The sequence below is a fragment of the Gaetbulibacter sp. M240 genome, from assembly GCF_043876815.1.
In the GTDB taxonomy this organism is placed as follows: Bacteria; Bacteroidota; Bacteroidia; order Flavobacteriales; family Flavobacteriaceae; genus Gaetbulibacter_A.
In genome coordinates, this window is record NZ_JBAWKA010000001.1 from 358,007 (window position 1) to 381,618 (window position 23,612).

A 23,612-nucleotide genomic window follows, 5' to 3' on the forward strand; every position below is an offset into this window, starting at 1 on the left:
AACAAAACCTTCCTCAGTGGAGTTTGGGGTTTAAAGTTTTGAGTAAAAATTCAGTCTTTTGAAATTTCTAAATCGGTTTTGTATTCACGATATTAAAAATCTTATTCTACCCTCAAAATAACCTTATTCACCCCTTTTTCGAATTCGTTTTTTGACTAATTTAGGATAACCAACTTAACTCATTTTAAATGATATGAAAAAACCCTCAATTTCTTCAAAAGTTATACCAATAACCTGAAAACATTTTTTTTAATATTTCTGCAGGTTCTGATTGTATTTAACAAAAAGTAATCTTCAATAAATTCAATTTTTGAATGACGCTTTGTTGTTTGAATTTCAAGGTCCTAATTAAGGATTAGATAAAAAAAACAGCCATGATACAAAACGAAATATCATTGTGACGGAAAGAAATGAGCTTGTTACGAATAGAATTATCCTTGTTACAAAACGAGCGCACAGTCTTAAATACTTTAAATAAATTTAATTAAACGTGATTAACAAACCAATTAACTAATTAAACAATCAACCAACTAAACTAAAAATTATGAAACAAAATCAACTTTTTATAAGGCTTATTTTTTTTAGCCTTGTGTTTATGCTAGTAAGCTTTACTACCTTCGGTCAGACGGAAGTAAGCGGTACAGTTACTTCAGCATCAGACGGCCAACCAATTCCCGGAGTAAATGTTATTATAAAGGGAACTGCAAGGGGTACGGCAACCGATTTTGATGGAAATTTTAAGATCGACGCGTTATCAAACGATATTCTAGTCTTTAGCTTCTTAGGGTATCTTACCCAGGAATTTACCGTAGGTAATCAAGAAGTGTTAAATGTGTCTTTAGAAGAAGATGCCGCAAAATTAGACGAGGTGGTAGTCGTTGGTTACGGTACTGCAAAGCGAAGTGATTTAACCGGAGCTTTGACCTCAGTAACAGCAAAAGATTTCGAAGATCAACCTCTGAACCAGGTGAGTCAGGCTTTACAAGGTAGAGCTGCAGGGGTACAAGTAACTCAAACAAGTGGTGTTCCCGGAGGTAGTTTTAAAATACGAATCCGTGGCGCAAACTCCATCACGGGAAGTAATGAACCTTTATATGTAGTGGACGGTCAGTTTGTTGATATTTCTACCGTTAACGTTAATGACATTCAATCTATGGAAGTTCTTAAAGATGCTTCTGCAACGGCTATTTATGGAACAAGGGGTGCCAACGGTGTTGTTTTGATCACAACAAAAAAGGGACGACCAGGTAAAGCTAGAATTAATGTGAATCTCTTTACCGGTATCTCCAATGTAACTCAGAAATTGGACCTCATGAATGCTGTTGAATTTGCCGAAGGCGTTAATTTTTCAGAAGGTGCAGAAGTATTTACTGCACAGGAAATCGAAGACTTACGGTTATCTGGTGGGGAAGATTGGCAGGAACTATTATTTCAAACGGCCTATTTTAATAATGCTCAAATTTCCGCAAGTGGTGGTAGCGACGTGGTGGATTATTACATCTCCGGTAACTATTACGATGCTGGAGGAACTGTGGTAAAACGCCAGAATTTTAAACGTTTGAACTTAAGAACCAATTTAAATGCAAAGTTGTCTGATAAGGTGAAAATCGGGCTTAATTTTAATCTTGGCCAGGAAGAAAGAACCGGGGTGAGAGCTGATCTTGGCGTTGGACTTTCCTTTGATCCAACGACGCCTGCTTTTGATGAAAATGGAGATTATAATTTCAACTCTATAAAGAACCTTGCAACCTCACAAACCAATCCGTTGGTATCTGCTGAAAATGATATCCGAGAGAATACCATTGATCGCATAAGTGTTAATGGTAATATTAACTGGGATATTGTAAAGAATTTAGTGTTTAATTCTTCTTTTGGAATTGTAAAAACTGAAATTCATAATAATAGTTATCAACCTTTAATTTCGAGTAATAATGGCATTGCCAATGTTGATAATATTTATTCTACGAATGTATTTAACACCAATAGGCTTACGTATTCGTGGGATATCGATGAGAACAATAGTATTAAGGTTGATGCGATACACGAATTAGTATTGGATCAAAGAAATCGTGTAGATATTAATGCTAGTGATTTTTTTACTGACGTTGTAAGTTTTAGAGACTTATCTGTAGCTAGTGTGCAAACAGTAAATAATTCAGAGAGTAATAGAGATCTCGAGTCTTTTTTAGGTCGTATAAACTATTCTTTATTTGATAAATATTTATTTACAGCTTCATTTAGAGCGGATGGCACCAGCGTGTTTCAAAAAGACAAATGGGGTTATTTCCCATCAGCATCTGTGGCATGGAAAGTTTCAGAAGAAAACTTCATTAAAAATATTGAAACCATTAATAATCTGAAAGTTCGATTAAGTTATGGACAGGTTGGAAACCAAGGTATAAGTCCTTTTGGAACTAGAGATAGAGCAGTATTAGGCTTAGGGGTTAATTATCCTTTTGATGGAAACTTTACTATAGGAATAGCGCCTTCTAATAGAGTAGCTAACCCTGATTTAACTTGGGAGACTACTGAGCAAATAAATGCCGGTATTGATGTTGGCTTATTAAATTCGGCCATTACGCTTTCAGTAGATTATTATAAAAAGAATACCACAGATCTATTATTAGATACACAACTACCGGAGTTTGTTGGACCAACCCGAAAATTTGTTAACGCTGGTGAGGTTGAAAACAAAGGGTTCGAGATTACCTTAGGAACTAGAATATTGAATAATGAGGATTGGCGAATCAACTCTACTTTAAGTGTTTCAAGTAATAAGAACAAAGTATTGTCCTTAAATGATGATGTTGAGTTCATTGTTATTGGAGATGCTATTCGTGAAAACACATTTCCTGTAAACCCAACACGGGTTGAGGTAGGATTACCTATTAGTACGTTCAGAGGTTATGTTTTTGAAGGCGTATATCAAATAGGTGAAGAAGCAGAGGCAGCTTTATTTAATAAAGCACCCGGCGATGCCAAGTATAGAGATATAAATGGTGATGGTTTAATTACAACAGATGATATAACAACGGTAGGTGATGGAAATGCTGATTACACCTGGGGTTGGAACTGGGATGTTAGTTATAAGAATTGGAGTCTTAACTTCCTGCTTACGGGATCTCAAGGGAATGATATTTATAATTTGCAACGTGCAAGATTAATGGCCCTTGGAGCTCAGCAATTTCATGCCGTTCATGGCGATTATAGAAATAGATGGACACCAACGAATCCAAGCAATATACCTTCCGGACGAGATGGAACAGAAATTTTGTCGTCTCAGTTCATAGAAGATGGCTCTTTTGTAACGATGAAGAACATTGCTTTAGGATATGATTTTGATAGTGCATTCCTAGAGAAGATAGGCTTCGTAAATACCAGAATCTTTGTAAGTGCGGAAAATTTGTTTACAATCACGAATTATTCAGGGTTTGATCCAGAAGCCACAGCATTTGTAAGCAATGAGGATGCCGATGTAGGAATTGATTATAATTCTTACCCTATTAACCGATCGGTAACATTTGGTCTTAATGTTACTTTTTAATCATAAAAATAAATACGATGAAATATATATATAAAATATTTTTGGTTGGAATGGCTCTAATTTCAGTTCATTCATGTTCAACACTGGAGGAAGATACAGGCAGTTTATTATCTGTTGGTAAAATAGATACTGAAGCTGATGTTGCTAATAACGTTGCTCCCATTTACAGAAGGCAGCTTAATATGCACAGAGACCCTCATTATTTAAGAACCGCTACTTATGGAGGTGATGATATTACAACTTGGATTGCAGGTAACAAAGCACCTTTAAGAGTTTTTGATAGATTTGATTATGGTAGTGGAGAAAACTCGGATATAATTTGGCTGCCCCATGCATGGGATAATTATTGGCAAACGATATACTATTGTAATACCTTAATTGAGGGGTTGAAAACAGCAACAGCACCAGAACTAATTGTTAAACAAGCCGATGCCGAAGCACGCGTATTCAGAGCCTTAAGTTATTTAAATTTAGTAAAGATCTATGGTAATATGCCTTTGATTCTGGATGGTGTTTTACCTACGGGTAAAGAACAACGAGCGACTGTTCTAGAAAATTATCAACAAATAGAAAGCGATCTACTTATTGCCGAAATTTCTTTGCCTTTGCCCGGAACCGAGGATGAAGGTCGGGCATCAGCAGCTTTAGCAAAGTCAGTACTTTCTGATTTGTATCTAACCTGGGCAGGGTGGCCTGTAAAGGATGTTAGTAAATATCCCTTGGCAGCTGCAAAGGCTAAGGGAATTATAGATTATGGTTACTTTGAACTTATTCCGATAGATCAATTATGGACCTTAGCCGGAGCAGAGGGCCGTGAGACTATATTTTCATTTAGGTTTCCTGACGATCAAAGTTTTGGTAATCAGATAGGGACAGCATTTACCTTTCATCAAGGTAGAGGATTTTCGGATTGTTTTCCTGAATTACAATTTTTCTATGATTTTCCTGAAGGACCACGAAAAGATTATACATTCTTATTGGATATTCCAAACAGAAATGCACCAGATAATGTCATTACACCTAGAGATCCTCCAACGATTTTTTGGCCGGATTCTGATAGAGCGCACCCCATGTATAGAAAATATGTGTTTTCTGAAGACCTGACATTTGGTTCCAGACCTGTAAACTTCAGATCAGTCGATATTTATAGATATGCTGAAATTTTATTGATCTATGCAGAAGCTCAGGCCAGAGGTGCAGGAGAAAATGCCAATTCTATAGAAGCTTTAAATCAAGTAAAAAGAAGAGCTGCAGGACTACCATATGATGTTCCAAACGGAACAGTAGATGTTGCTACAGCTTCACCAAATGAGATTGTTGATGAAAAAGGCTGGGAGTTGGCTGCGGAAAATAAAAGATGGTTTGACCTGGTTAGAACAGAGCGCGTTGCTGAAATGGCTGCAAAACGAGATCCATCGGAACCTGTGACTCTAGTAAGAACACCAACCTCTGCGCAATATATAGCTCCAATTCCATTTACTTCAATTTCGCTAAGTGAATTGGTGCAAAACCCAGAAGGTTTTAAAATTCAGTAATTTGTTTTAGTTTATTAAATGGCGAAGGTTTTCTCTCTATTTCCTTCGCCATTTTTTAATTTATTAAGATAGGGTCTTGGTAATACCAAAATTATTCAACTAAAATTTAGAATCTTTCAGTCATAAAAAAACGATTCCCGCATTGGTAATATCATTATATCCAATGCGATAATCGTTTTTATTTATCCAATTTCTTGACTATTAATGTAGCATTGCTTAAAATCCTATGAATAGTCACTTATAATCAGAATGGTGTTATTCAAAAAAAAAACAACATTTATGGTTTTCTTTAATCAATAATGGTTATGACGCCAGTCTGAGGAGCATGAAATTCACAGTTGTAATACAGTGTGGCAGGTGCCTCAGCAGGAACTGTAAATGTTATTGTTCCTGAATCAGTTCCGTTGTTGGTAACTCCTGTATTATAGGCATTTGCAGTTCCTGTTCCCTGAGCAGATTTGATATAAAACGGGTGTCCGGTGGCATTCACTGTAAATGTGTAGGTTTTTCCACGTTCTAAGGTTAGTGCTGGATTACTTGCGTTATTAAATCCACTGTCATTAAAGATGTAAGCCGTAGAACCACTGTTTGTAACATTATAATTTGTTGCTTGTGTCGCGCTTCCATCATTCGCTCCTATGTTGCCTTGCGCTACAATGGTTGCTAAGTCTGAATCGCTTAAGTGTACGTTTATATATCCATTAATGCTCAGAAGATCCGTATAACTAACTTGTGTACCATTATTTAAGGCGGATATTTGTGTTTTGCTCATGCCGGTAGTTCCGTCAACAGAGTTCAAAGTTGCGATTATTCCTCCTCCGGTAGCAGCATCATTTTCATGAATGTGTGCGGGGTGAGAACCTCCTTCAGGCGTTCCTTCTAAAGCTAGGGTTATTAAAGTTGTTCCATTAACACGTTCTTCAAAGGTTGCAGTACCACTTATCCCTGCAACATCAGCAGTATTCAGAGCATAGGATTTACTATTACCTGTGAGTTCATTTTGTCCGATATCGCCTTGAGCAACAATAGTTCCCAATTCGGCAGCACTCAGGTGCACATTGATATAACCATTATAACCTAAAACATCGCTATATCCAAATGCAGTATTGTCATTTAATTGGGCCACATTCGTTTTACTCATACCTGTATCACCATTTACAGAATTAAAAGTGAAAGCGATGCCTCCGCCTTCAGCAGCTGTATTTAGATGAATGTGAGCCGGATGTTCACCGCCTGCAGGTGTATTTTGCAATGCAAGAACAGCCAAGGCTTCACCATTAACACGCTCATAAAAAGTCGCAGTACCATCAATTTCAGCTACAGCTACAGCATTTAGTGAATAAGCTTTATTATTCCCTGTTAGTTCATTTTGTCCAATATCACCTTGAGCAACAATAGTCCCCAATTCAGAAGCGCTTAGGTGCACATTAATATAGCCATCAAAATCCATGATATCAGCATACCCAAATGGAGTATTGTCATCTAATTGGGCGACATTAGTCTTACTCATTCCTGTATCACCATTTACTGAATTAAAGGTGAACGCAATGCCACCACCTTCTGCAGCTGTATTTAGATGAATGTGAGCCGGATGTTCACCGCCTGCAGGTGTATTTTGCAATTCAAGAACAGCCAAGGCTTCACCATTTACACGCTCATAAAAAGTCGCCGTACCATCAATTTCGGCTACAGCCACAGAACTTAAACTATAAGCTTTACTAGTGCCTGTTAGCTCATTTTGGCCAATATCTCCTTGAGCCACCAGCGTACTCAATTCAGAAGCGCTCAGGTGTACATTTATGTAGCCATCGAAATCGAGAAGACCGTTATATGAAATAGCGGTTCCATCATCTAGTGCCGTAAAAACTGTAGTACTTTTTCCGGTACTACCATCAACGGGTTCTAAACTAATAGCTATTCCTCCGCTTTCAGCGGCGGTGTTAACATGAATGTGAGCCGGATGGCTTCCGCCGGAAGGTGTGTTTTGTAAGTCTAGATCAACTCGTATTGAATTGTCATCTAATTCTAAAACTGTCGCCGTTCCCGAAATAGAGGGGTTTGCAACGGAGTTTAGAGCGTATACTTTCGACATCCCGGTGGGCTGAGGCTCTTGGGGATTGTCTATTACCGGGCTGTCATCACTACAATTAGTTAATGACAAACTCAATAACAAAACTAAAACCGATTTGAATGTTTGTGGTAATTTTTTCATTTTGTTTAATCTTTTTTATTTATTCTTAAACAAAGATACACTTTTTAATGATATATATAGTATAAATCTGACTTGAAATGAAAAATAATATTCACGCATAACTCAACATTCTATGGTTTGTGAGGAAAGGATATTTTTATAAAATGAAATTGAATTAGAGTTTTAAAGCGACTATTTTTATTTAAAAAGAAGGATTTTTTCATTTTCCTTATTAAGGAGATAAACTTTTTATTTAATCTCCTATAAAAATGACTGTCTATCAAATTATTACATTGAAATAATGACTAAATTTAAAACTAACAAACCAAAAATTTTAGTGATGAAAATTAAACTACTAGTCCTGACCTTGGCATTATTTTGGGCCTGTTCTGATGCCAGTAAAAATTCGGAAGATATAAAATAGGTTATTCTAGATCTTGAAAAAAAGGCCCTTGATAGTTGGGCCATGGGAGACCCCTTGGGCTACGCTGAGAACTTTGCTGAAAATGCTACCTATTTTGATGATATCGGCGCCCAAAATAGAGTAAACGGGAATGCTGCATTAACAGCTTATTTTAAATCTTTGGAGGGTAAGATTCCAACGCATAACTATGAGCTTGTTGATCCAAAAGTTCAGGTATTTGATAATGTGGCTATACTTACCTTGCGGTATAATGCCTCCACCATGGATAACCAGCCAGGTCCGCCATGGAAATCGACCTCCATCTATAAATTAATAAATGGAGAATGGAAGGTGGTTCATGCCAACTGGTCTTTAATAAAGAATTAACAGGGAAAATTGTTAAGGAAATCTGTAATGAGTTGCGGAGGTTAAACTTAATAATGTGCCTTTGCCTGCAACCGACTATTGGTATATTATTGTTTATAATAAAGAAGAAACAACTCAGAATCATTTAGCTCTAAAACTCTGATTAGCTCCTTTTTTAATAAAAAATGGTCCGGATTGGTGCTTCATGGATTATTCTGGATAGTAACTATTATTGATCGGATTAATTTTAGTATTAATTAATACTTCTGGTATTAAAATTGATGCCTTATTTAAAATTTTAAAATATGAAACGGATCATTATTTGTTTGGTTGTATTCGGATTCACCACACATTTTGGATTTGCTCAGTCTAAAATTAACAGAGCTGAAAATAGTCTAAAAAAGGAGCACACATCGTATGGTAATACCGCTAATGATAATAGGAGTGATGGTGATAACAGCGATAACTTTTTTGTGCAAGCTCTGACGGAAGTATTTGTTCAGGGATTTTTATATGTAACCTATTATTCTTTCATTGGAGGTCCCAACGAATTTTCCAATAGTAAAATCAGCAAATATCCCTATTACAATTCAGACAAGGGAAATTTTAATTATGATTTCGACGAAAATGTAAGTAGGTTTCGAGCTGACCTGTCAAGCCGTTATATTTTCGAAAATAACACACTTAATGGAATGCATTTAACGGGAGATCTAAGGTTCCTTAAGCGGATAGGTTTTGAAGCAGACTACACTCAATTATGGGAAAAAAGTCCGAACTTCGGATCAGATGCCTTGGCCATATATAGCTTCGTGGCAAAGTATCATCGGATTCCAAGTCAAAAATTCGATCTGTGGTGGGGTCTGGGAACTACCTATGTTGCAGGTAGTATTAATGAATTTGGTTTCACCTATGGCTTAGGAGCCGAGTTGTTTTTTGCCAGACCCCTCAGTGTTGAAGCAAATTTTAATCAAACGTTTATCAATACGGAAACGGTTAATAAATTGAATTTTTTATTGAATTATCACAAAGGGAGATATAAGATCTTGGGGGGTTATGAACACCTAAAAATAGGAACTCAGGATTTTTCTATGATCATTTGTGGGTTAGGACTGTCCCTATAGTGATCGTTAACCCAATTTCTTTTTAAGATTGGGTCTTATTGAAATCTATCCCGTGGTCCATAGTCTTCTCTTTTTTCTTAAATCGATACGTGAGATTACAATTAATCAGGTAATCGGCAAATGCAGCGTCTCCCTGCCTAAAAACTCCGGTTTCTGCTGTTCGTTGCTTATCCTCGTAACTCTGAGTTCTGTTCCGGATAAGTGCTACAGGAACATTTAAACCGATACTCAATTTATTGGAGTTATAATAGATCCCGGGATCCACAGACACAACATATCCAGGTCTGCGATATCCGGCGCTTCCTCCAATAAGATCGGAGGAAGGAATGCCTTCCAATCTTCCTCCTAAATACAGGCTAAATCCCTGAAGATTTGTAAAATAGATGGCTCCTAATTGAGCGGCATATTGGTCGGGAACTGAAAATTCACTTCTTCCATTTCGTGTTAATACACCATTGGTTTCCCTTGCGTTAAATAAATAATATAAGGTGGTGGTAAGCATAAATTTGTGTGATAAACTATGAAACCCTTCAACATTTAAGTTAAATCCAAAACCACCATCACCGGGTTGAATGGATTGATCGACCACAGCATCTATTGTTTGGTCCCTATTGGGGCCCTGATTGTAGAAGGTGTCCGTATATGAAAAATCCCCGGTTGGGAGCTTAATACCGGCCCCAATACCATAATTGTAAGACCGCGAATTGGGTTCAAATAACCAATATCCGGCTCCAATTCGTAAATCGGCCAAACCGCTTGATCGTGTTATATTACGGTCACCAAGACTGTTTCCGCCATGTTCATACATGGAAGATCTTTCGTGTGAAACAAAAGGGATCAGTAAATTGGCATACAACCGATCACTGAGATAGTAGTTAACAGCAACATCAACAAAATAAGAGTGATTTATAACGTTGGTGCCTTCTGTTATGCGATTGGTTTCTTCAGTAGTACCTCTGAAATGACGAAACGATTTGAAATAACGAACATTTGTACCAACTGAAAAGTCTCCTTTGTTTAGGGAAGATCCCATTTCCATTTGGTTGGCATTACAGGATGAAAAACCGCGTATGGCCACACAACCTTGGGCCATCAAAGAATGATTAATAATTATGGTTAAGAAAAGCACTAAGAATATTTGTAATATTTTTTTCATCTATTTATTAGGATTTTTATATCCGGCTAAAGTAGATGTATTCATATACTCGACGTTGTAAGTAAAAGTTAAAAACCTTAATGAAAGATTAATTTAACTAATGAAAGATTAATTGATTATAGAATACTTAAGGTCTGAGTACCAATTTACCTGCAGTCATTTTGGATATACTGATCATTAAAAATGTAGATCTTGTTATAATCGACTGTGAAACGACCGATATTAAAATGACAATTAAAACTCATTTCGTCACCTTCTGTTATAAGATTAAAATCAACATTTGGCGCCAAGGAGGGATCGCAGGATATGGGTTTTGAATAGTCTTCTAAACGATTTAATGAAATAGCTTTTATTTCATCTTTGATGGTTTGTATCTGTCTCTCGTTATCCAACTGTTTTTCTAAAACCTTATCATCTACAAATTCAATATCGCGACCTAAAGCCTTTCCGGTACGTTGAATTAAACTACTATCAATTTCAAATTCGGTTCTGAAAAAGGTATGTACAAAAGCGATCTTGACAAAATTTTCGTCTTTGTTGAGGTCTGAGGTATTATATGAATTTCTAATTTTGGTATTCGACCCTTTTGTTAAGAAGGAGTCTATAGGATACTCCCGCTTATCGTACCATATTTCATGTTTTTGATATTCGTAACCTTCAAATGACTCTCCCAAGTCATCACGCTCATCCATACATCTTGCATACATTATGGCTTCTTTAGCAACATAATGAAAGCCATTTTGTTCACGATAAAAAGGAATTTTATATTCATTCTTCAAAGTCCAGTTCCCTTGATATTTATAACAAGGATAATAACAGTCGGCAGGGAGCTCTTTTAATTTAGTGTAAGGCTGTATGTAATTATTATCAAAGCCCCATTTCAACATATCGTATCGGGAAGAGTTGGTAACCACCTTGGTTTTTTCTACAGAATTATAAATACTGTATGATAACCAGGCTATAATGGATACAAGAAAAAGAATAACTATGAAATAAACTTTGCGTTTTGGCCGAACCATCGAAATGGTATTGGTTTGATTTGGGTTAGATTTTTTAATGTGATCTAACTCTAATAAACGATCTATATTTCTAACAGCCCGCTTGAATTCACCTTCTGAAGCGGTATTGTTTATCAATCGCGAAAACTGCGAATCACTATAGAACAAATCTCGTGCTATGGTAGAATTACTGGTCGATTCAAATTTATTTCGCGCCACATCATAAGTCCCATAACGTTTAGAGAGTTTGGCTATAAAACTATGGTGAAGATCATCTGTGTTTTTGTGGTTTTCCATTTAAATAATGACGGCAATCGCGATGGTTAATGTAATAAATTTCGATAAAATTTGATAAAATTTGCTAAAACCCTAAAATTCCGATTAAAAAATTATATAATTGACAAAAAATAACCCTAAATCTTAAGACTTTACCAATATAGTTTGATTCTAATTTAGGAGTCTAATTCAGTAAAACTAAACTATTAAAACTAATTTTAAAATGAAATGTTTAACTAAAACGCTATTTTTTTTATTTCTCTGCTCATTTCAATTCGTGCTGGCTCAAACGGAGGTGCAAGGAACCGTTACCGATGAGCAAGGCCTGCCCTTAGCAGGCGTAAGCGTATTAGAAAAAGATGCAAATAATGGAGCGGTTACCGATTTTGACGGTAAGTACACATTAGAACTCAAAACGCAAAACCCAAGTTTGACCTTTAGTTACCTCGGATTTAAATCCGTAACTATTCCGGTAAATTCTCAGCAGGAAATTAATGTGGTTCTTGAAGAGGACCTTGAGGATTTGGATGCTGTGATTGTAAACGCCATTGGTTTCACAAAGAAAAAGGACGATCTTGGATATGCCAGTTCAACGGTTGAAGGTGACGCCGTAGCGAAATCAGGTGAATCAACGGTTCTAAATGGCTTATCGGGTAAATCTTCAGGTGTTAGAATTACTAGAAATTCCGGTGATCCCGGCGCTGGTTCTTACATCCAAATTCGTGGACTTTCCTCAATTGAAAGAAACAGTCAGCCTTTAATCATTGTCGATGGAATTCCAATAAGTAATGATGTACGAGGAAATAGTGATCGAGGAGGGGTGAGTCAACAATCTCGTCTAAACGATATAAACCCTAACGATATTGAATCGGTTACGATTCTTAAAGGTGCCTCGGCGGCAGCATTATGGGGTACGCAGGCTCTTGGTGGTGTGATCAATATCACCACGAAATCTGGAAAATATAACAGTAAAATGTCGGTGAGCTTAAAATCAACGTATTCTTTAGATCAGATAAATGTTAAATATCCAACCCAGACAAAATTTGGTCAGGGAGATAATGGCGTTTATAATCAACGGTCCAGAGACTCGTGGGGTGACCTGATTTCGGCACGCTCCGGTGAAGATGATGTTTTTGACACGACAGGAGAATTTTATGTCGATCAGAATGGCCGAGTATATTACCCAATACTTCAAAAAAATTCCAGACAAATTTTTGATGATTCCAATTTCGATCAGGTGTTTGGGAATGGGCACTTTCTGGAAAACAATTTGAGCATCTCAGGTGGTACGGCAAAAAGTACCATGTTCTTTAGTTTAAGTGATTTGAATCAAGAAGGTATAATCAAAAATAATTCAGATTACAGACGGTCTACAGTTCGATTCAATGCGAAGACAGATTTTACAGATGCAACAAATTTAAAGGTTAGTTCAACCTATGCCAGAACCAGTTCAAATCGAATTCGATTAGGAGCTAACTCATCTGGTTTATATTTAGGTTTATTGCGAAACCCGGCTGATTTTGATATTTCCGGATATCGCGGAGATTATTATCCATCCAGTGATAGTTCACCAATTCCTAATAGACACCGATCCTATAGAGAGCCATTGGGTGCTGACGCCACAGCGACCTATAACAATCCATTATGGACCATTAATGAACAAGAAAATAAAGCCGATGTAGATCGTTTTATAACTAATTTTCAATTAACGAATACCCCTAACAGTTGGTTAACGCTGATCGCTCGAGCAGGTGTAGATCATTACTCCGAAAAGCGTTCAGAGTTTATGACTCCGGGTTCGGCCGCAGGAGCCTTCAGATCGGGATATTTTGAACAATCGACAGCATCAAACACGATATTTAACACTGATTTTATTTCCAAAGCGGCTTTTAATGTGGAGGATGTTGTAGATGGAACCTTTTTGTTAGGTTTTAATTACAATAGTAAATCAAGAACAGTTAACGGTGCAGAAGGTACCGGATTTATTCAATTTTTAGATGTGGACAGCGGAATTCGTGATATCGATAATACCTTAATCCAAAACACAGCGGTACAAAGTTCTTTTGGACGCGAGCGAACGGCTGCGGTATATTCCTCACTTTCATTTTCTATGTATGATATGCTTTTTATTGAAAGCACCATGCGTATTGAAAACGCCTCGACCTTCGGGGAAAATTCAGATAAACCTTTCCTATTTCCATCCACTTCCTTGGCTTGGCAATTTACAGAATTAGAGCCTTTTGCTGACGGCGACTTTTTATCTTTCGGTAAATTAAGAGCGTCATACGCAGAAGTAGGGGTGCAACCTGCGAGGTATAATACTTCTAGTGTATTTGTATCACCTACCTACCGCGATGCTTTAGGGGGCGGTTTAAATACCGGATTGTTTGGGAACGGAGCTTTTGTTCCTAGTATTAATAGAGGAAACGCGTCTCTAAAACCGGAACGAAAGAGAGAATTTGAATTGGGTACTGATCTGAGGTTTTTAAAAAACAGATTATCTCTTGGTGTTACTTATTTCCAAAATGTTACCGAAGATGTTCTCTTGAATTTCCCGGTGGCCAACTCAACAGGTTATGCCAGTATTTACACCAATGGAGCTGAGATAGAAAATAAAGGTCTAGAGATTGACCTGAGTTATAAAATTTTGAACACAAATAATTTCTCATGGTCTTTAAATGCCAATTTTACCTCTGTTAAGAATGAAGTTACTGATTTAGCAGGTGCTGAATCTGTAAACCTTGGAGGTTTAGCTGCGGTAAGTTCCAGAGCTGTTGAGGGCTACCCTTTGGGCGTGCTTTGGGGTTCTAGAATATTACGTAATGATGACGGATCAATTGTTTATGATGAATTTGGTTTTCCCGAACAAGATCAGGTTGAAGGGGTTATTGGAGATCCCAATCCAGACTGGCAAGGTGGACTTACGAGTACCTTTAAGTACAAGAATTTTAGGCTATCGGTATTATTCGAAACCTACCAAGGTGCTGATATTTTTGCCGGAACAAAATCGGTAATGAGTGATTTAGGAACCTGGTATGGTACCGGTAACGAGGTTACGGCTACTAGAAATTACTTCGAAGCGAATGGAAATATTATTAATATCGGAGAAACCTTCAGAGGAAATATAACTGATTTTGGAGCGGGTCCTGTGGCCTTAACTGAACCTTGGTATAATGGCGACGGAGGATTCTTTAGTGGTGGTAATGATGAGCTTTATATAGAAGATGGTTCATGGACACGGCTTAGAGAACTTAGATTGTCTTATTTGTGGGCTTCCGATTGGTTGAAAAACACCACAAGCCTGAAATCCGTAGAGTTTACAGCAACGGGAAGAAATTTATTCTTATGGACCAAATTCAAGGGTAACGACCCCGATACGAACCTTTCCGGAGTGAGTCCGGCACGAGGGATTGATTACTTCAACAACCCTGGAACAAAATCGTTCTTGTTCAGTATAGCTTTAAATTTATAATCAAGAAAACATGACTATTATGAGATCGTCAAAATATACTTCTGTCGCAAAAACAAATGAAGATCAGGCGACTAAACATAAATCATATCATAATCTTTTTAATATGAAACGATATATATTATTGGTCATTATGGCCATATTCCTTCAATCCTGTAGTGATTTGGTTGGTGGAATTAATACAGACCCGAACAACCTAACAAAAAGCTCTTATCCGTTAATATTAACGGGTGCTGAGGTCGGTAATATCTTATTTCAATCGGGTGAAAACGCGCGTCGGGCTGCTATTTTTGCAGGCCAATATACAGGTATAGATCGCCAGCATTTAGGCTTTAGTCAATATTCTGTGACTACTAGTGATTTTAATGCCCTTTGGAATGATGGTTACATTGATGCCTTGCGAAACGCCAAAGTTACTGAAGACGCTGCAATTAATGATAATGCAGGTCCGGTAACTATAGGGATTTCTCAGGTATTACAGGCTCAGGCCTTTGGTACTTTGGCATCCCTTTATGGTGACATTCCTTATGATCAGGCCGTAGATGTGGCTTTTCAGGATCCGATGTACGAAGAACAACGAAGTGTCTATGCGAAAGTTCAATCTTTATTAGATCGGGCTATTTCCAATTTACAACAAGGTAGTGGCCGTCCTGCCACAGGATCTGACGTTTATTTTGATGGTAATCCACAGGCGTGGGTAGAATGTGCTTACACACTAAAAGCGCGGTTCTATATGCATGTAAAAGATTATGGAAAGGCCTATATCGCTGCTCAAAATGGTATAAGTTCTATAGATCGAGCCATGTACGGACCTCACGGGACCGCAGCCGAAGATCGTAATTTGAACTATCAGTTTTTTGCAGTTGAAGTACGTCAGAACGATTTAATTGTGTCTGATTTTATGGCTGGAATGATGGACCCGGGGAGTCCGAACTACCGCGGTAATGCCAAAACGAACGAAACCGCTCGAAATAATTTTTATTTCAATACCAACAGTGTAGGCGTTCAGCCAAACACAAACGATGGTCTTGCAGCACCTGATGCGCCGTCGTCATTAATTACATACGAAGAGAACCTTTTGATTTTAGCCGAAGCAGGATTCCGTGTTAATGGATTTAGTAGTGGTTTGAGTCATCTTAATGATTTTAGAGCATTCATGTCCACAGGTGGTTATTTAAGAAATATCGATGCGGCCAATGTGCTTTATGAAGCTTATAACAGCGCAGATTTTGATACCGGAGGTATAGAGAATCCTGATGGAATTAACCCGGATGATGCCTTATTACGAGAAATTTTACAAGAGCGTTATGTGACTTTATTTGGTCAGGTGGAGGTATTCAATGATACTCGAAGAACTGAAAATGAGACGGTTGTGAGGGTTCCAATTACACCGAATACCGGTAGTGAATTACCACAACGTTTCATTTATCCACAAAGTGAAATAGATAGAAATAGCAATACGCCCAATCCGATCCCGAACTTTTTTGATAAAACACCAGTAAATCAGTAGGAGAAAACAAATGAGCATACTTATGAAATTTTTTAAAACAGGATTTTTACTTTTCCTTCTTTCGACTTGCTTATCGTCATTTCAGGCGCGAGCACAGGAAGCAAAGGAACCCCTAAAAATATTGTTTGTAGGCAATAGTTTCACCTTTTTTTGGAATATGCCTCAATTGGTGCAGGCCATGGGTGAAGACCAAAAGGTGCCGTTGGTGGTACGACAATCTACGGCCAGTGGGAGCAATTTAAAACACCATTGGAAAGGTCAGAAAGACACGAACACCAAAGCGCTTATCAAAGAAGGCCAGTGGGATTATGTGATCCTTGGAGACCATAGTCTAAGTACCATTGATGCGCCGGAAAGATTTGAGACCTATAGTAAAAAGTTTTCAGAGCTTATTAGATCTGTCGGGGCTGAACCTATATTCTATTTGACTTGGGCCTATAAATCTAATCCTTTAATGCAATCTAAAATAACTGAGGGATACCTTGATTTGGGAGAGAAACTGAAAGCAAAAGTGATTCCTGTGGGACCAATTTTTATGAAGGCACGCCAACTGCGTCCGGATATTGATCTCTATTTTGATGATAAACATCCGTCTTCAGACGGTTCTTATTTGATTGGTTTAATAATTTATAAAGCCTTAACAGGGCAATCCGTATCTGAAATTCCACACCGGGTTACGACTACAGATAAAGATGGTGAAAAAATATATATGTCATTCGTGTTACCGAAACGGGCCGAATTTTTCAGACAATTAGTAGAAGAAACAGATTTTGAACAATTAACGAAGTAAGCAGATGATTTCAGTTAGAAGAACGATTTTCTTAATTTCAGGACCTTTACTGTTTCTAATTCTACAAGGACTGGAGCCACCCGAAGGAATGCCCGATAGTGCTTTTGAATTGCTGGGTATAACCTTATGGATGGCCTTGTGGTGGGTCACAGAATCTGTTCCCATTGCAGTCACGGCATTATTACCTATTGTATTATTCCCAATGACAGGTGCTGTTGATTTAGAGACTACCACAGCATCTTACGGACACAAATATATCTTCCTTTATTTGGGAGGATTCATGTTGGCCATAGCGATCGAAAAGTGGAATTTACACAAACGAATCGCCCTTCATATTATAAAATTCATAGGGACAAATGTATCTCGAATTATACTTGGGTTTATGGTAGCGACCGCTTTTTTATCCATGTGGATATCGAATACAGCTACTTCTGTAATGATGTTGCCCATTGGAATGTCGATAGTAAAACAACTACAAGATAATCCTGAAACGGAAGAAAATGAAAATCTTCTATTTGGTAAGGTGCTCATGCTTAGTATTGCTTACAGTGCCTCAATAGGAGGTATAGCAACACTAATTGGTACTCCTCCAAATCTTGTTCTAGCTGGATATGTCGAGGAAGTTTATGGGATAGAAATCACCTTTTTACAATGGTTGAAATTTGGTTTGCCTATCGCTATTCCGCTTTTAATCTTAGCTTGGATTTACCTGACCAAATTTGCTTTTAACTTTAAACAAAAAGAATTCCCCGGAGGGAAGGAAGAGATTAATCGTTTATTGGCCAGTATTGGTCCGATGAAGCGAGAGGAAAAAATGGTTAGTGTTATTTTTGTTGTAACAGCCATTTGTTGGATAAGCAGATCCTTTGTTTTACAACAATTTTTCCCGGCTATTGATGATACCATTATAGCCATGGCAGCCGGCGTAGCTTTGTTTATGGTACCAACTAAAGATTACAAGAACCGTATCATTACCTGGGAGGATTGTGTGAATTTACCTTGGGGTATCATTCTGTTGTTTGGTGGCGGTATGGCCTTGGCGGCAGGATTCCAAATTACCGGTTTAGCCGAATGGATGGGAGCGCAAATGGGCTTGTTACAAAGCTTATCATTAATAACCCTCGTACTCGTAATCATTGCTTCCGTAAATTTATTTACGGAGTTCACATCGAATTTGGCGACCACCGCAATGCTTTTACCCATTTTGGCACCTATAGCCATTTCTTTAGAAGTAAACCCTTATATTCTTATGGTTGCCTGTACCATTGCAGCTTCGTGTGCCTTTATGATGCCGGTAGCTACCCCTCCAAACGCGGTGGTTTTTGGCTCAGGATATCTAAGAATTCCCGATATGATAAAAAGTGGTATCTGGATGAATATAATTTCCATTCTATTTTTAACCGTAATGGTATATTACCTATTACCTGTGATTTGGGATTTTGATGCAAATAATTTTGCAACATTTCTAGAGCTTAAAAAATAAAACTAAACTAAAAAACTAATAAAAGTAAAAACGAAACATATCATGAAAAACTTTAAGAAAATAGCCTTTTACTCTGTGATGGCAATGAGTATTTTAATGGCAACCATATTCGTAGCTTGCGGTAAAGATGATGATGTTATTATACAAGATAATACCTTGACCGCCATGCAAAAAACCATCAATGGTTCGAAATTTGAAAGTGGTGCTAATAATGTTAGTGTTTTTGCAAGCATTACCATTATATTTTCGCACACATTAAATACGGAACAATTTTTATCGGCATTGTCATTTAGTTCGAGCGCAGGTTCGGTAGATTATAATCTAGAATTTTCCAATACAAATTCTACCATAACGATAACACCAATAACACGTTTTGCTTATGAAACAAACTACATGTTGGAAGTGCCTGTCGGTGATTATGGGGTTAAGGGAGAATCTTTGGAAGCTCCATTGTCCTTGAATTTTACCACGGCGGCTTATGTACCTCCAGTTTTGAGTTTATCTAGTGATATGTTAGAGTTAGATGAAGATAATGTTACTGCAACTATAACAGCCGAATTAGATAAGGTTTCAGAAGATCCAATTACCGCAACTATTGTATTTGGTGGAATGGCAACTGAGGGTGAGGATTATACCGTTACGGGAGATGTTAATATTAATATTCCTGCCGGTAGTACTTCTGCATCTATCACATTAACGACTGCTTTGGATAGTGATAATAGCGAAGGACCAGAGACCATTATTCTTTCTCTTGCGGATATTGTAAATGGTATAAGTGGTGAAGATCTTACGATTCTGATCAACGATCAATTACCACCCTTGTCTTTAAAAGGGGTAACAGCACTTACCTGGGATGGGTCTGGGACTAATGACGGTAAAGCTATCCACGTTGTTGCCAATCAGGATATTCCGGATTTAAGTATTTACGGATTAGGAATTGCTAATAACGGTGGCGGAACAGATGGTTTGGAGTATAATTTCCCAGCACAGTCGGTGTCTGCAGGAGATGATATTTTGGTAGCCAGAGAACCGGCATTGATCTCAGCATATTTTGGAGATTGTGCCAGCGAATTTGAATATATTTTACAATCGAATACGTCCGTGAGTCAGAATGGCGATGATGCTATCGAACTCTATAAAGGAACCAGTGTTATAGAAACCTATGGGGACGCCAATGTTGATGGTACAGGAATGGCATGGGAATACACAGGGTCCTGGGCTTACAAATTTGATGGTTTTTGGACTTACGGTGGTGTAGGGTGTTCCGTTGGAACCACAACGACTCAGAGCTCTAGCTGTCCATATCCTATTTGCTCAAATGCCCTGTCCTTAAAAGGAGCTTTAGCGTTACTTTGGGATGGTTCAGGAACTAATGGTGGTAAAGCTGTGCACTTGAAAGTACAAAAGGATATACCAGACTTAAGTGTTTATGGTCTAGGCGTTGCTAATAATGGTGGCGGTACAGATGGTGTTGAATTTACTTTGCCCGCAATTTCAGTGTCAGAAGGAGACGATATCTTAATTGCGCGTGAACCAGCTACAATTTCGAGCTATTTCGGTGCTTGTATAAATAGTTTTGAACACGTTATTGAGTCTGGTGCCATGAACCAAAATGGTGATGATGCCATAGAATTATTCGAAGGTACCACCGTAATTGAAACCTATGGCGATGCTAATGTAGATGGAACAGGACAAGCTTGGGAATATTCTGGTTCCTGGGCCTATAAGCTGGATGGAAACTGGGTTACCGGTGGTGTAGATTGTGCCGCTGGCTCAACGAGCACACAAAGTTCTCCTTGCGTTTATCCTGCATGTAATTAATAGATATAAATTTTAGATTAAATAAAAAGAAGGAAAGGTAGACTTAATGACAGGAATGATAAACACTCAAAGTAAGAGCAATGTATTAATAGCGATTCTAATCCTAATATTATTAGGGTCTTGTGGAAAAAATGGTGATCCGGCTGAAATATTGGCTATTTCAGTCCTATCGGTTACAGCCAATGGATCACCTCTTCAAGACGGTGCAACGAATATTCCAATAGACGCGACCATCGAAATAACTTTTTCTTCAGAAATTATACCTTCAAAGTTTGAAAGTTTAACAAGAATTTCTCAGGGAGGTACTCCGGTGTCCTATTCGGTAACCTATACTAATGCCGCCTCCAAAGCGATTGTTGCGCCGAATCTATTAGAATCCGATACACCTTACGAGTTATCGATATCGGCTGGTGAATTAGGCGCAAATGGCGCTGTTTATAATAGTGGGTTGACGTTAGGATTCGTTACTGCTTTAGGAAAAACACCTTGTTTAACCGGTTCAGCATCTTGTGTTCAAACCATGGATATCACTGCAGGTTCCGGAGCTACATTTCAATTTGACATGTACAGTAATTATGATTTTATTGACGATTCAGAATTTAACTTTGAAAATATCGAACGGCTCATTGTTGTTGTTCATGGTGCTAATCGAAATGCCGATGATTATTTTACCTATTTGTCAACGGCATTACAAAGCGCAGGTCTGGAAGAAAGTACCTTGCTGATAGCCCCGAACTTTAAGGAAAATAGTGTAGCAACCAATAATGATTTATTTTGGGATGCTCGCTGGCGTGAGGGTGCAGATTCAGGAAACACCAATAGCGCGGTAAGTTCTTTTACCGTAATAGATAAACTTATAGAATCCGTTAAGGCATCCGGTCAATTCTCAAACCTATCAAAGGTATTTGTAACGGGACATTCCTCTGGAGGTGCATTTACACAACACTATGCTTTAGCCAATACCTCTGAAAATACATACACCGACCTCTCTTTTGAATATATTGTGGCGAATAATCAATATTTTTATTATCCTGATGGTTTGCGTTACAATGAAAGCACCCAGCAATTTGAAACACCAACAGATTGCTCAGGATATACGTATTGGCCTTATGGTTTTGATTTTGCTGTCCCTTATCTTGACGGCATGGCACAATCTGCGATCACAGAGCAACAGGTTACCAGAAATACAACGTATTTAATTGGAAGCAACGATACCTCTACCACAGGAACTTTGAATACTACAGATTGTCAGGCCACATTATTAGGGTCGAACAGAGTGAAGCGCGGAGAGCATATGTTATTATACATGCAAACGTATCATGCCAACACGAATAACCATAGTAAAATAATAGTCAATAATGTAGGGCATGACGGCCAGGCAATGTATCAATCTCTGGAGTTTAAACAGTTTTTAGAAGACCACAAATAAGCAAAAGGGATTAGGTATCTTCTACAAAATAGAAGTTATTATCATTGGAATTGTAAAACGTAATTAATATCACATTTTACCTTTTAAAGGTGTCTCACCTGTTTATGAATGGATCGGGTTTTATCCAGGCAAAAAATATAAGCGTACCTATTTATTTTTTGGTCCCTTAGCTTTAGCCTTGCTATTTCCTCTACCTTTATATTTTAAAATATGCTGTGCATTATAGCGCTGTGGACTATCGGTATCCAATTCTAGTTCCACTTTAGGGGAGTTATTTAGATCAATACGTCCAAAAATACTGGGAAGATTTACACTAATTTGCCAGTTATCTCTATTTAAATAGATATACACACCCTTTTGAAGGTCGTAGTACATGTTATGATCCGGAAAATAGATTTGATGCACTTTAGCTCGATAGCCATGTGCCGGTGCCCAGGATGGCGGGCCTTGCTTTTTTTGAGCAACCGATTCCAGAGGAAGTAAAAATAAAAGCATCAGAAATAAACTGAGAGTTGTAATGGTTTTTTGGAGTTTCATAGATTTGGGGTTTTAATCGTTATTAACGGGGTCAAAATATAAACATTTCTTGGTATTTACGGAAATTAGATGAATTTGGACGCCTTCAATTATTAAGTTAAAATTTCACTACAGCCCTAATTCTATTCTCATGTATTGCGGTGGATCATAGGAATTATGTAAATATTAACTTTTCTAATATTTAAGTTCAAAAAGAAGCGATGTTTAATTATCAATTTAGTCCAAAGTTTATTTTATGGGCTAAAATTTTTATTCTTTCTATTCATTTTAGTGCAATTTCTCAGGAAGAAGACTTGGGTAAAATCGTTATTATAGGTACTATTTCTAATTTCAATATTAGGCCGATTCGTGGTGGTTTATATCTATGTTGGATTTCTGATAAATAATGTAATAACCGATAAAAATGGGCAAATGATGTTATTGAAATTTTTCTCGGAGAAAGGTAAAAAAAAGGAGTTTTTAAATATACCTTTCTAATACTTCGGCCATAGTTTTTAGATTAACAGGCTTTGTAATAAATTCGGATATCATTTTCGTGTTCTTAGCTTTTTTAATATCGAAAGGACTAATACTTGAGGTTACCATAACGACTTTTATATCAGGAAGTAAATTTTCCGATAATTCTTCTAAAGTCTCAAGGAATTCCCAGCCATTCATAACAGGCATATTTATATCCAAGAGGATCAGGCCCGGTAATGGTTTAGATTTTTCATTAACAGCCAATTCAAGATAATGTAAAGCCGATCTGCCATTTGTAGCGATCTCTACAGGGTTTTTAAAGCCGAGCTCCTCAATAAGTTTCTTGCAAATAATGTTGCAAATGGCATCATCATCAACCAGAAGGATACCCCTGTTTTTATTTTCAATCTTCATGTACTCTTTTACTATTAAAAAATAGAGGCTGAGAGTTTATAAAATTCTAGTGGATTTCTAAAACACAATAACCCTATTAGTTTTATATTTTCTTACATGAATATGAAGTG

General features: G+C 37.6%; 15 protein-coding genes. 10 read left to right on the forward strand and 5 right to left on the reverse strand.

Going from position 1 to position 23,612, the window contains the following annotated elements; all coding sequences use genetic code 11:
* The first annotated feature begins 544 nt into the window (after positions 1 to 544).
* Both V8G61_RS01650 and V8G61_RS01655 read left to right on the forward strand, forming a co-directional pair.
* Positions 545 to 3,544, forward strand: a complete 3,000-nt coding sequence (locus tag V8G61_RS01650) for a SusC/RagA family TonB-linked outer membrane protein (protein ID WP_394873686.1) — start codon at positions 545 to 547, stop codon at positions 3,542 to 3,544.
* A 17-nt stretch (positions 3,545 to 3,561) separates the two neighbouring features.
* Complete coding sequence (locus V8G61_RS01655) at positions 3,562 to 5,079, forward strand: RagB/SusD family nutrient uptake outer membrane protein (RefSeq protein WP_394873687.1); 1,518 nt, start codon at positions 3,562 to 3,564, stop codon at positions 5,077 to 5,079.
* 289 nt (positions 5,080 to 5,368) lie between these two features.
* Here V8G61_RS01655 and V8G61_RS01660 read toward each other — a convergent pair whose 3' ends face one another.
* Positions 5,369 to 7,291, reverse strand: coding sequence for a hypothetical protein (locus tag V8G61_RS01660; RefSeq protein ID WP_394873688.1), 1,923 nt, complete (start codon positions 7,289 to 7,291; stop codon positions 5,369 to 5,371).
* Positions 7,292 to 7,697: 406 nt separating this feature from the next.
* Here V8G61_RS01660 and V8G61_RS01665 point away from each other — a divergent pair, with 406 nt between their 5' ends.
* The gene (locus tag V8G61_RS01665; RefSeq protein ID WP_394874479.1) at positions 7,698 to 8,060 is read left to right on the forward strand and encodes a YybH family protein; all 363 of its coding nucleotides are present in this window, start codon (positions 7,698 to 7,700) and stop codon (positions 8,058 to 8,060) included.
* 284 nt (positions 8,061 to 8,344) lie between these two features.
* A complete protein-coding gene (locus V8G61_RS01670) occupies positions 8,345 to 9,160 on the forward strand; it encodes a hypothetical protein (protein ID WP_394873689.1) in 816 nt (271 codons plus the stop codon).
* A gap of 22 nt (positions 9,161 to 9,182) precedes the next feature.
* Here V8G61_RS01670 and V8G61_RS01675 read toward each other — a convergent pair whose 3' ends face one another.
* Positions 9,183 to 10,316 (reverse strand): transporter, encoded by a 1,134-nt coding sequence (locus V8G61_RS01675; protein WP_394873690.1) that lies wholly within the window; start codon positions 10,314 to 10,316, stop codon positions 9,183 to 9,185.
* 146 nt (positions 10,317 to 10,462) lie between these two features.
* Positions 10,463 to 11,611: a hypothetical protein gene (locus V8G61_RS01680; RefSeq protein WP_394873691.1), complete on the reverse strand. Its 1,149-nt coding sequence runs from the start codon at positions 11,609 to 11,611 to the stop codon at positions 10,463 to 10,465.
* Between the two features lie 202 nt (positions 11,612 to 11,813).
* Here V8G61_RS01680 and V8G61_RS01685 point away from each other — a divergent pair, with 202 nt between their 5' ends.
* From V8G61_RS01685 to V8G61_RS01710, 6 genes are read left to right on the forward strand one after another with little or no spacing between them, the layout of a single operon-like run.
* Entirely contained in the window at positions 11,814 to 15,062 is a 3,249-nt protein-coding gene (locus tag V8G61_RS01685; protein WP_394873692.1) for a SusC/RagA family TonB-linked outer membrane protein, read from the forward strand.
* 19 nt (positions 15,063 to 15,081) lie between these two features.
* Positions 15,082 to 16,569 (forward strand): SusD/RagB family nutrient-binding outer membrane lipoprotein, encoded by a 1,488-nt coding sequence (locus V8G61_RS01690; RefSeq protein ID WP_394873693.1) that lies wholly within the window; start codon positions 15,082 to 15,084, stop codon positions 16,567 to 16,569.
* A 22-nt stretch (positions 16,570 to 16,591) separates the two neighbouring features.
* Positions 16,592 to 17,359 carry a DUF4886 domain-containing protein gene (locus tag V8G61_RS01695; protein WP_394873694.1) on the forward strand — a complete coding sequence of 256 codons (768 nt, stop codon included), beginning with the start codon at positions 16,592 to 16,594 and terminating at the stop codon, positions 17,357 to 17,359.
* A 4-nt stretch (positions 17,360 to 17,363) separates the two neighbouring features.
* Positions 17,364 to 18,842 (forward strand): SLC13 family permease, encoded by a 1,479-nt coding sequence (locus tag V8G61_RS01700; RefSeq protein WP_394873695.1) that lies wholly within the window; start codon positions 17,364 to 17,366, stop codon positions 18,840 to 18,842.
* Positions 18,843 to 18,884: 42 nt separating this feature from the next.
* Positions 18,885 to 20,663, forward strand: a complete 1,779-nt coding sequence (locus V8G61_RS01705; protein ID WP_394873696.1) for an Ig-like domain-containing protein — start codon at positions 18,885 to 18,887, stop codon at positions 20,661 to 20,663.
* A 46-nt stretch (positions 20,664 to 20,709) separates the two neighbouring features.
* The gene (locus tag V8G61_RS01710; RefSeq protein ID WP_394873697.1) at positions 20,710 to 22,092 is read left to right on the forward strand and encodes an Ig-like domain-containing protein; all 1,383 of its coding nucleotides are present in this window, start codon (positions 20,710 to 20,712) and stop codon (positions 22,090 to 22,092) included.
* 147 nt (positions 22,093 to 22,239) lie between these two features.
* Here the strand turns inward: V8G61_RS01710 and V8G61_RS01715 are convergent, their stop codons facing one another.
* Entirely contained in the window at positions 22,240 to 22,629 is a 390-nt protein-coding gene (locus V8G61_RS01715; RefSeq protein WP_394873698.1) for a hypothetical protein, read from the reverse strand.
* A 459-nt stretch (positions 22,630 to 23,088) separates the two neighbouring features.
* Positions 23,089 to 23,502, reverse strand: a complete 414-nt coding sequence (locus tag V8G61_RS01720) for a response regulator (protein WP_394873699.1) — start codon at positions 23,500 to 23,502, stop codon at positions 23,089 to 23,091.
* Between the last annotated feature and the right edge of the window lie 110 nt (positions 23,503 to 23,612).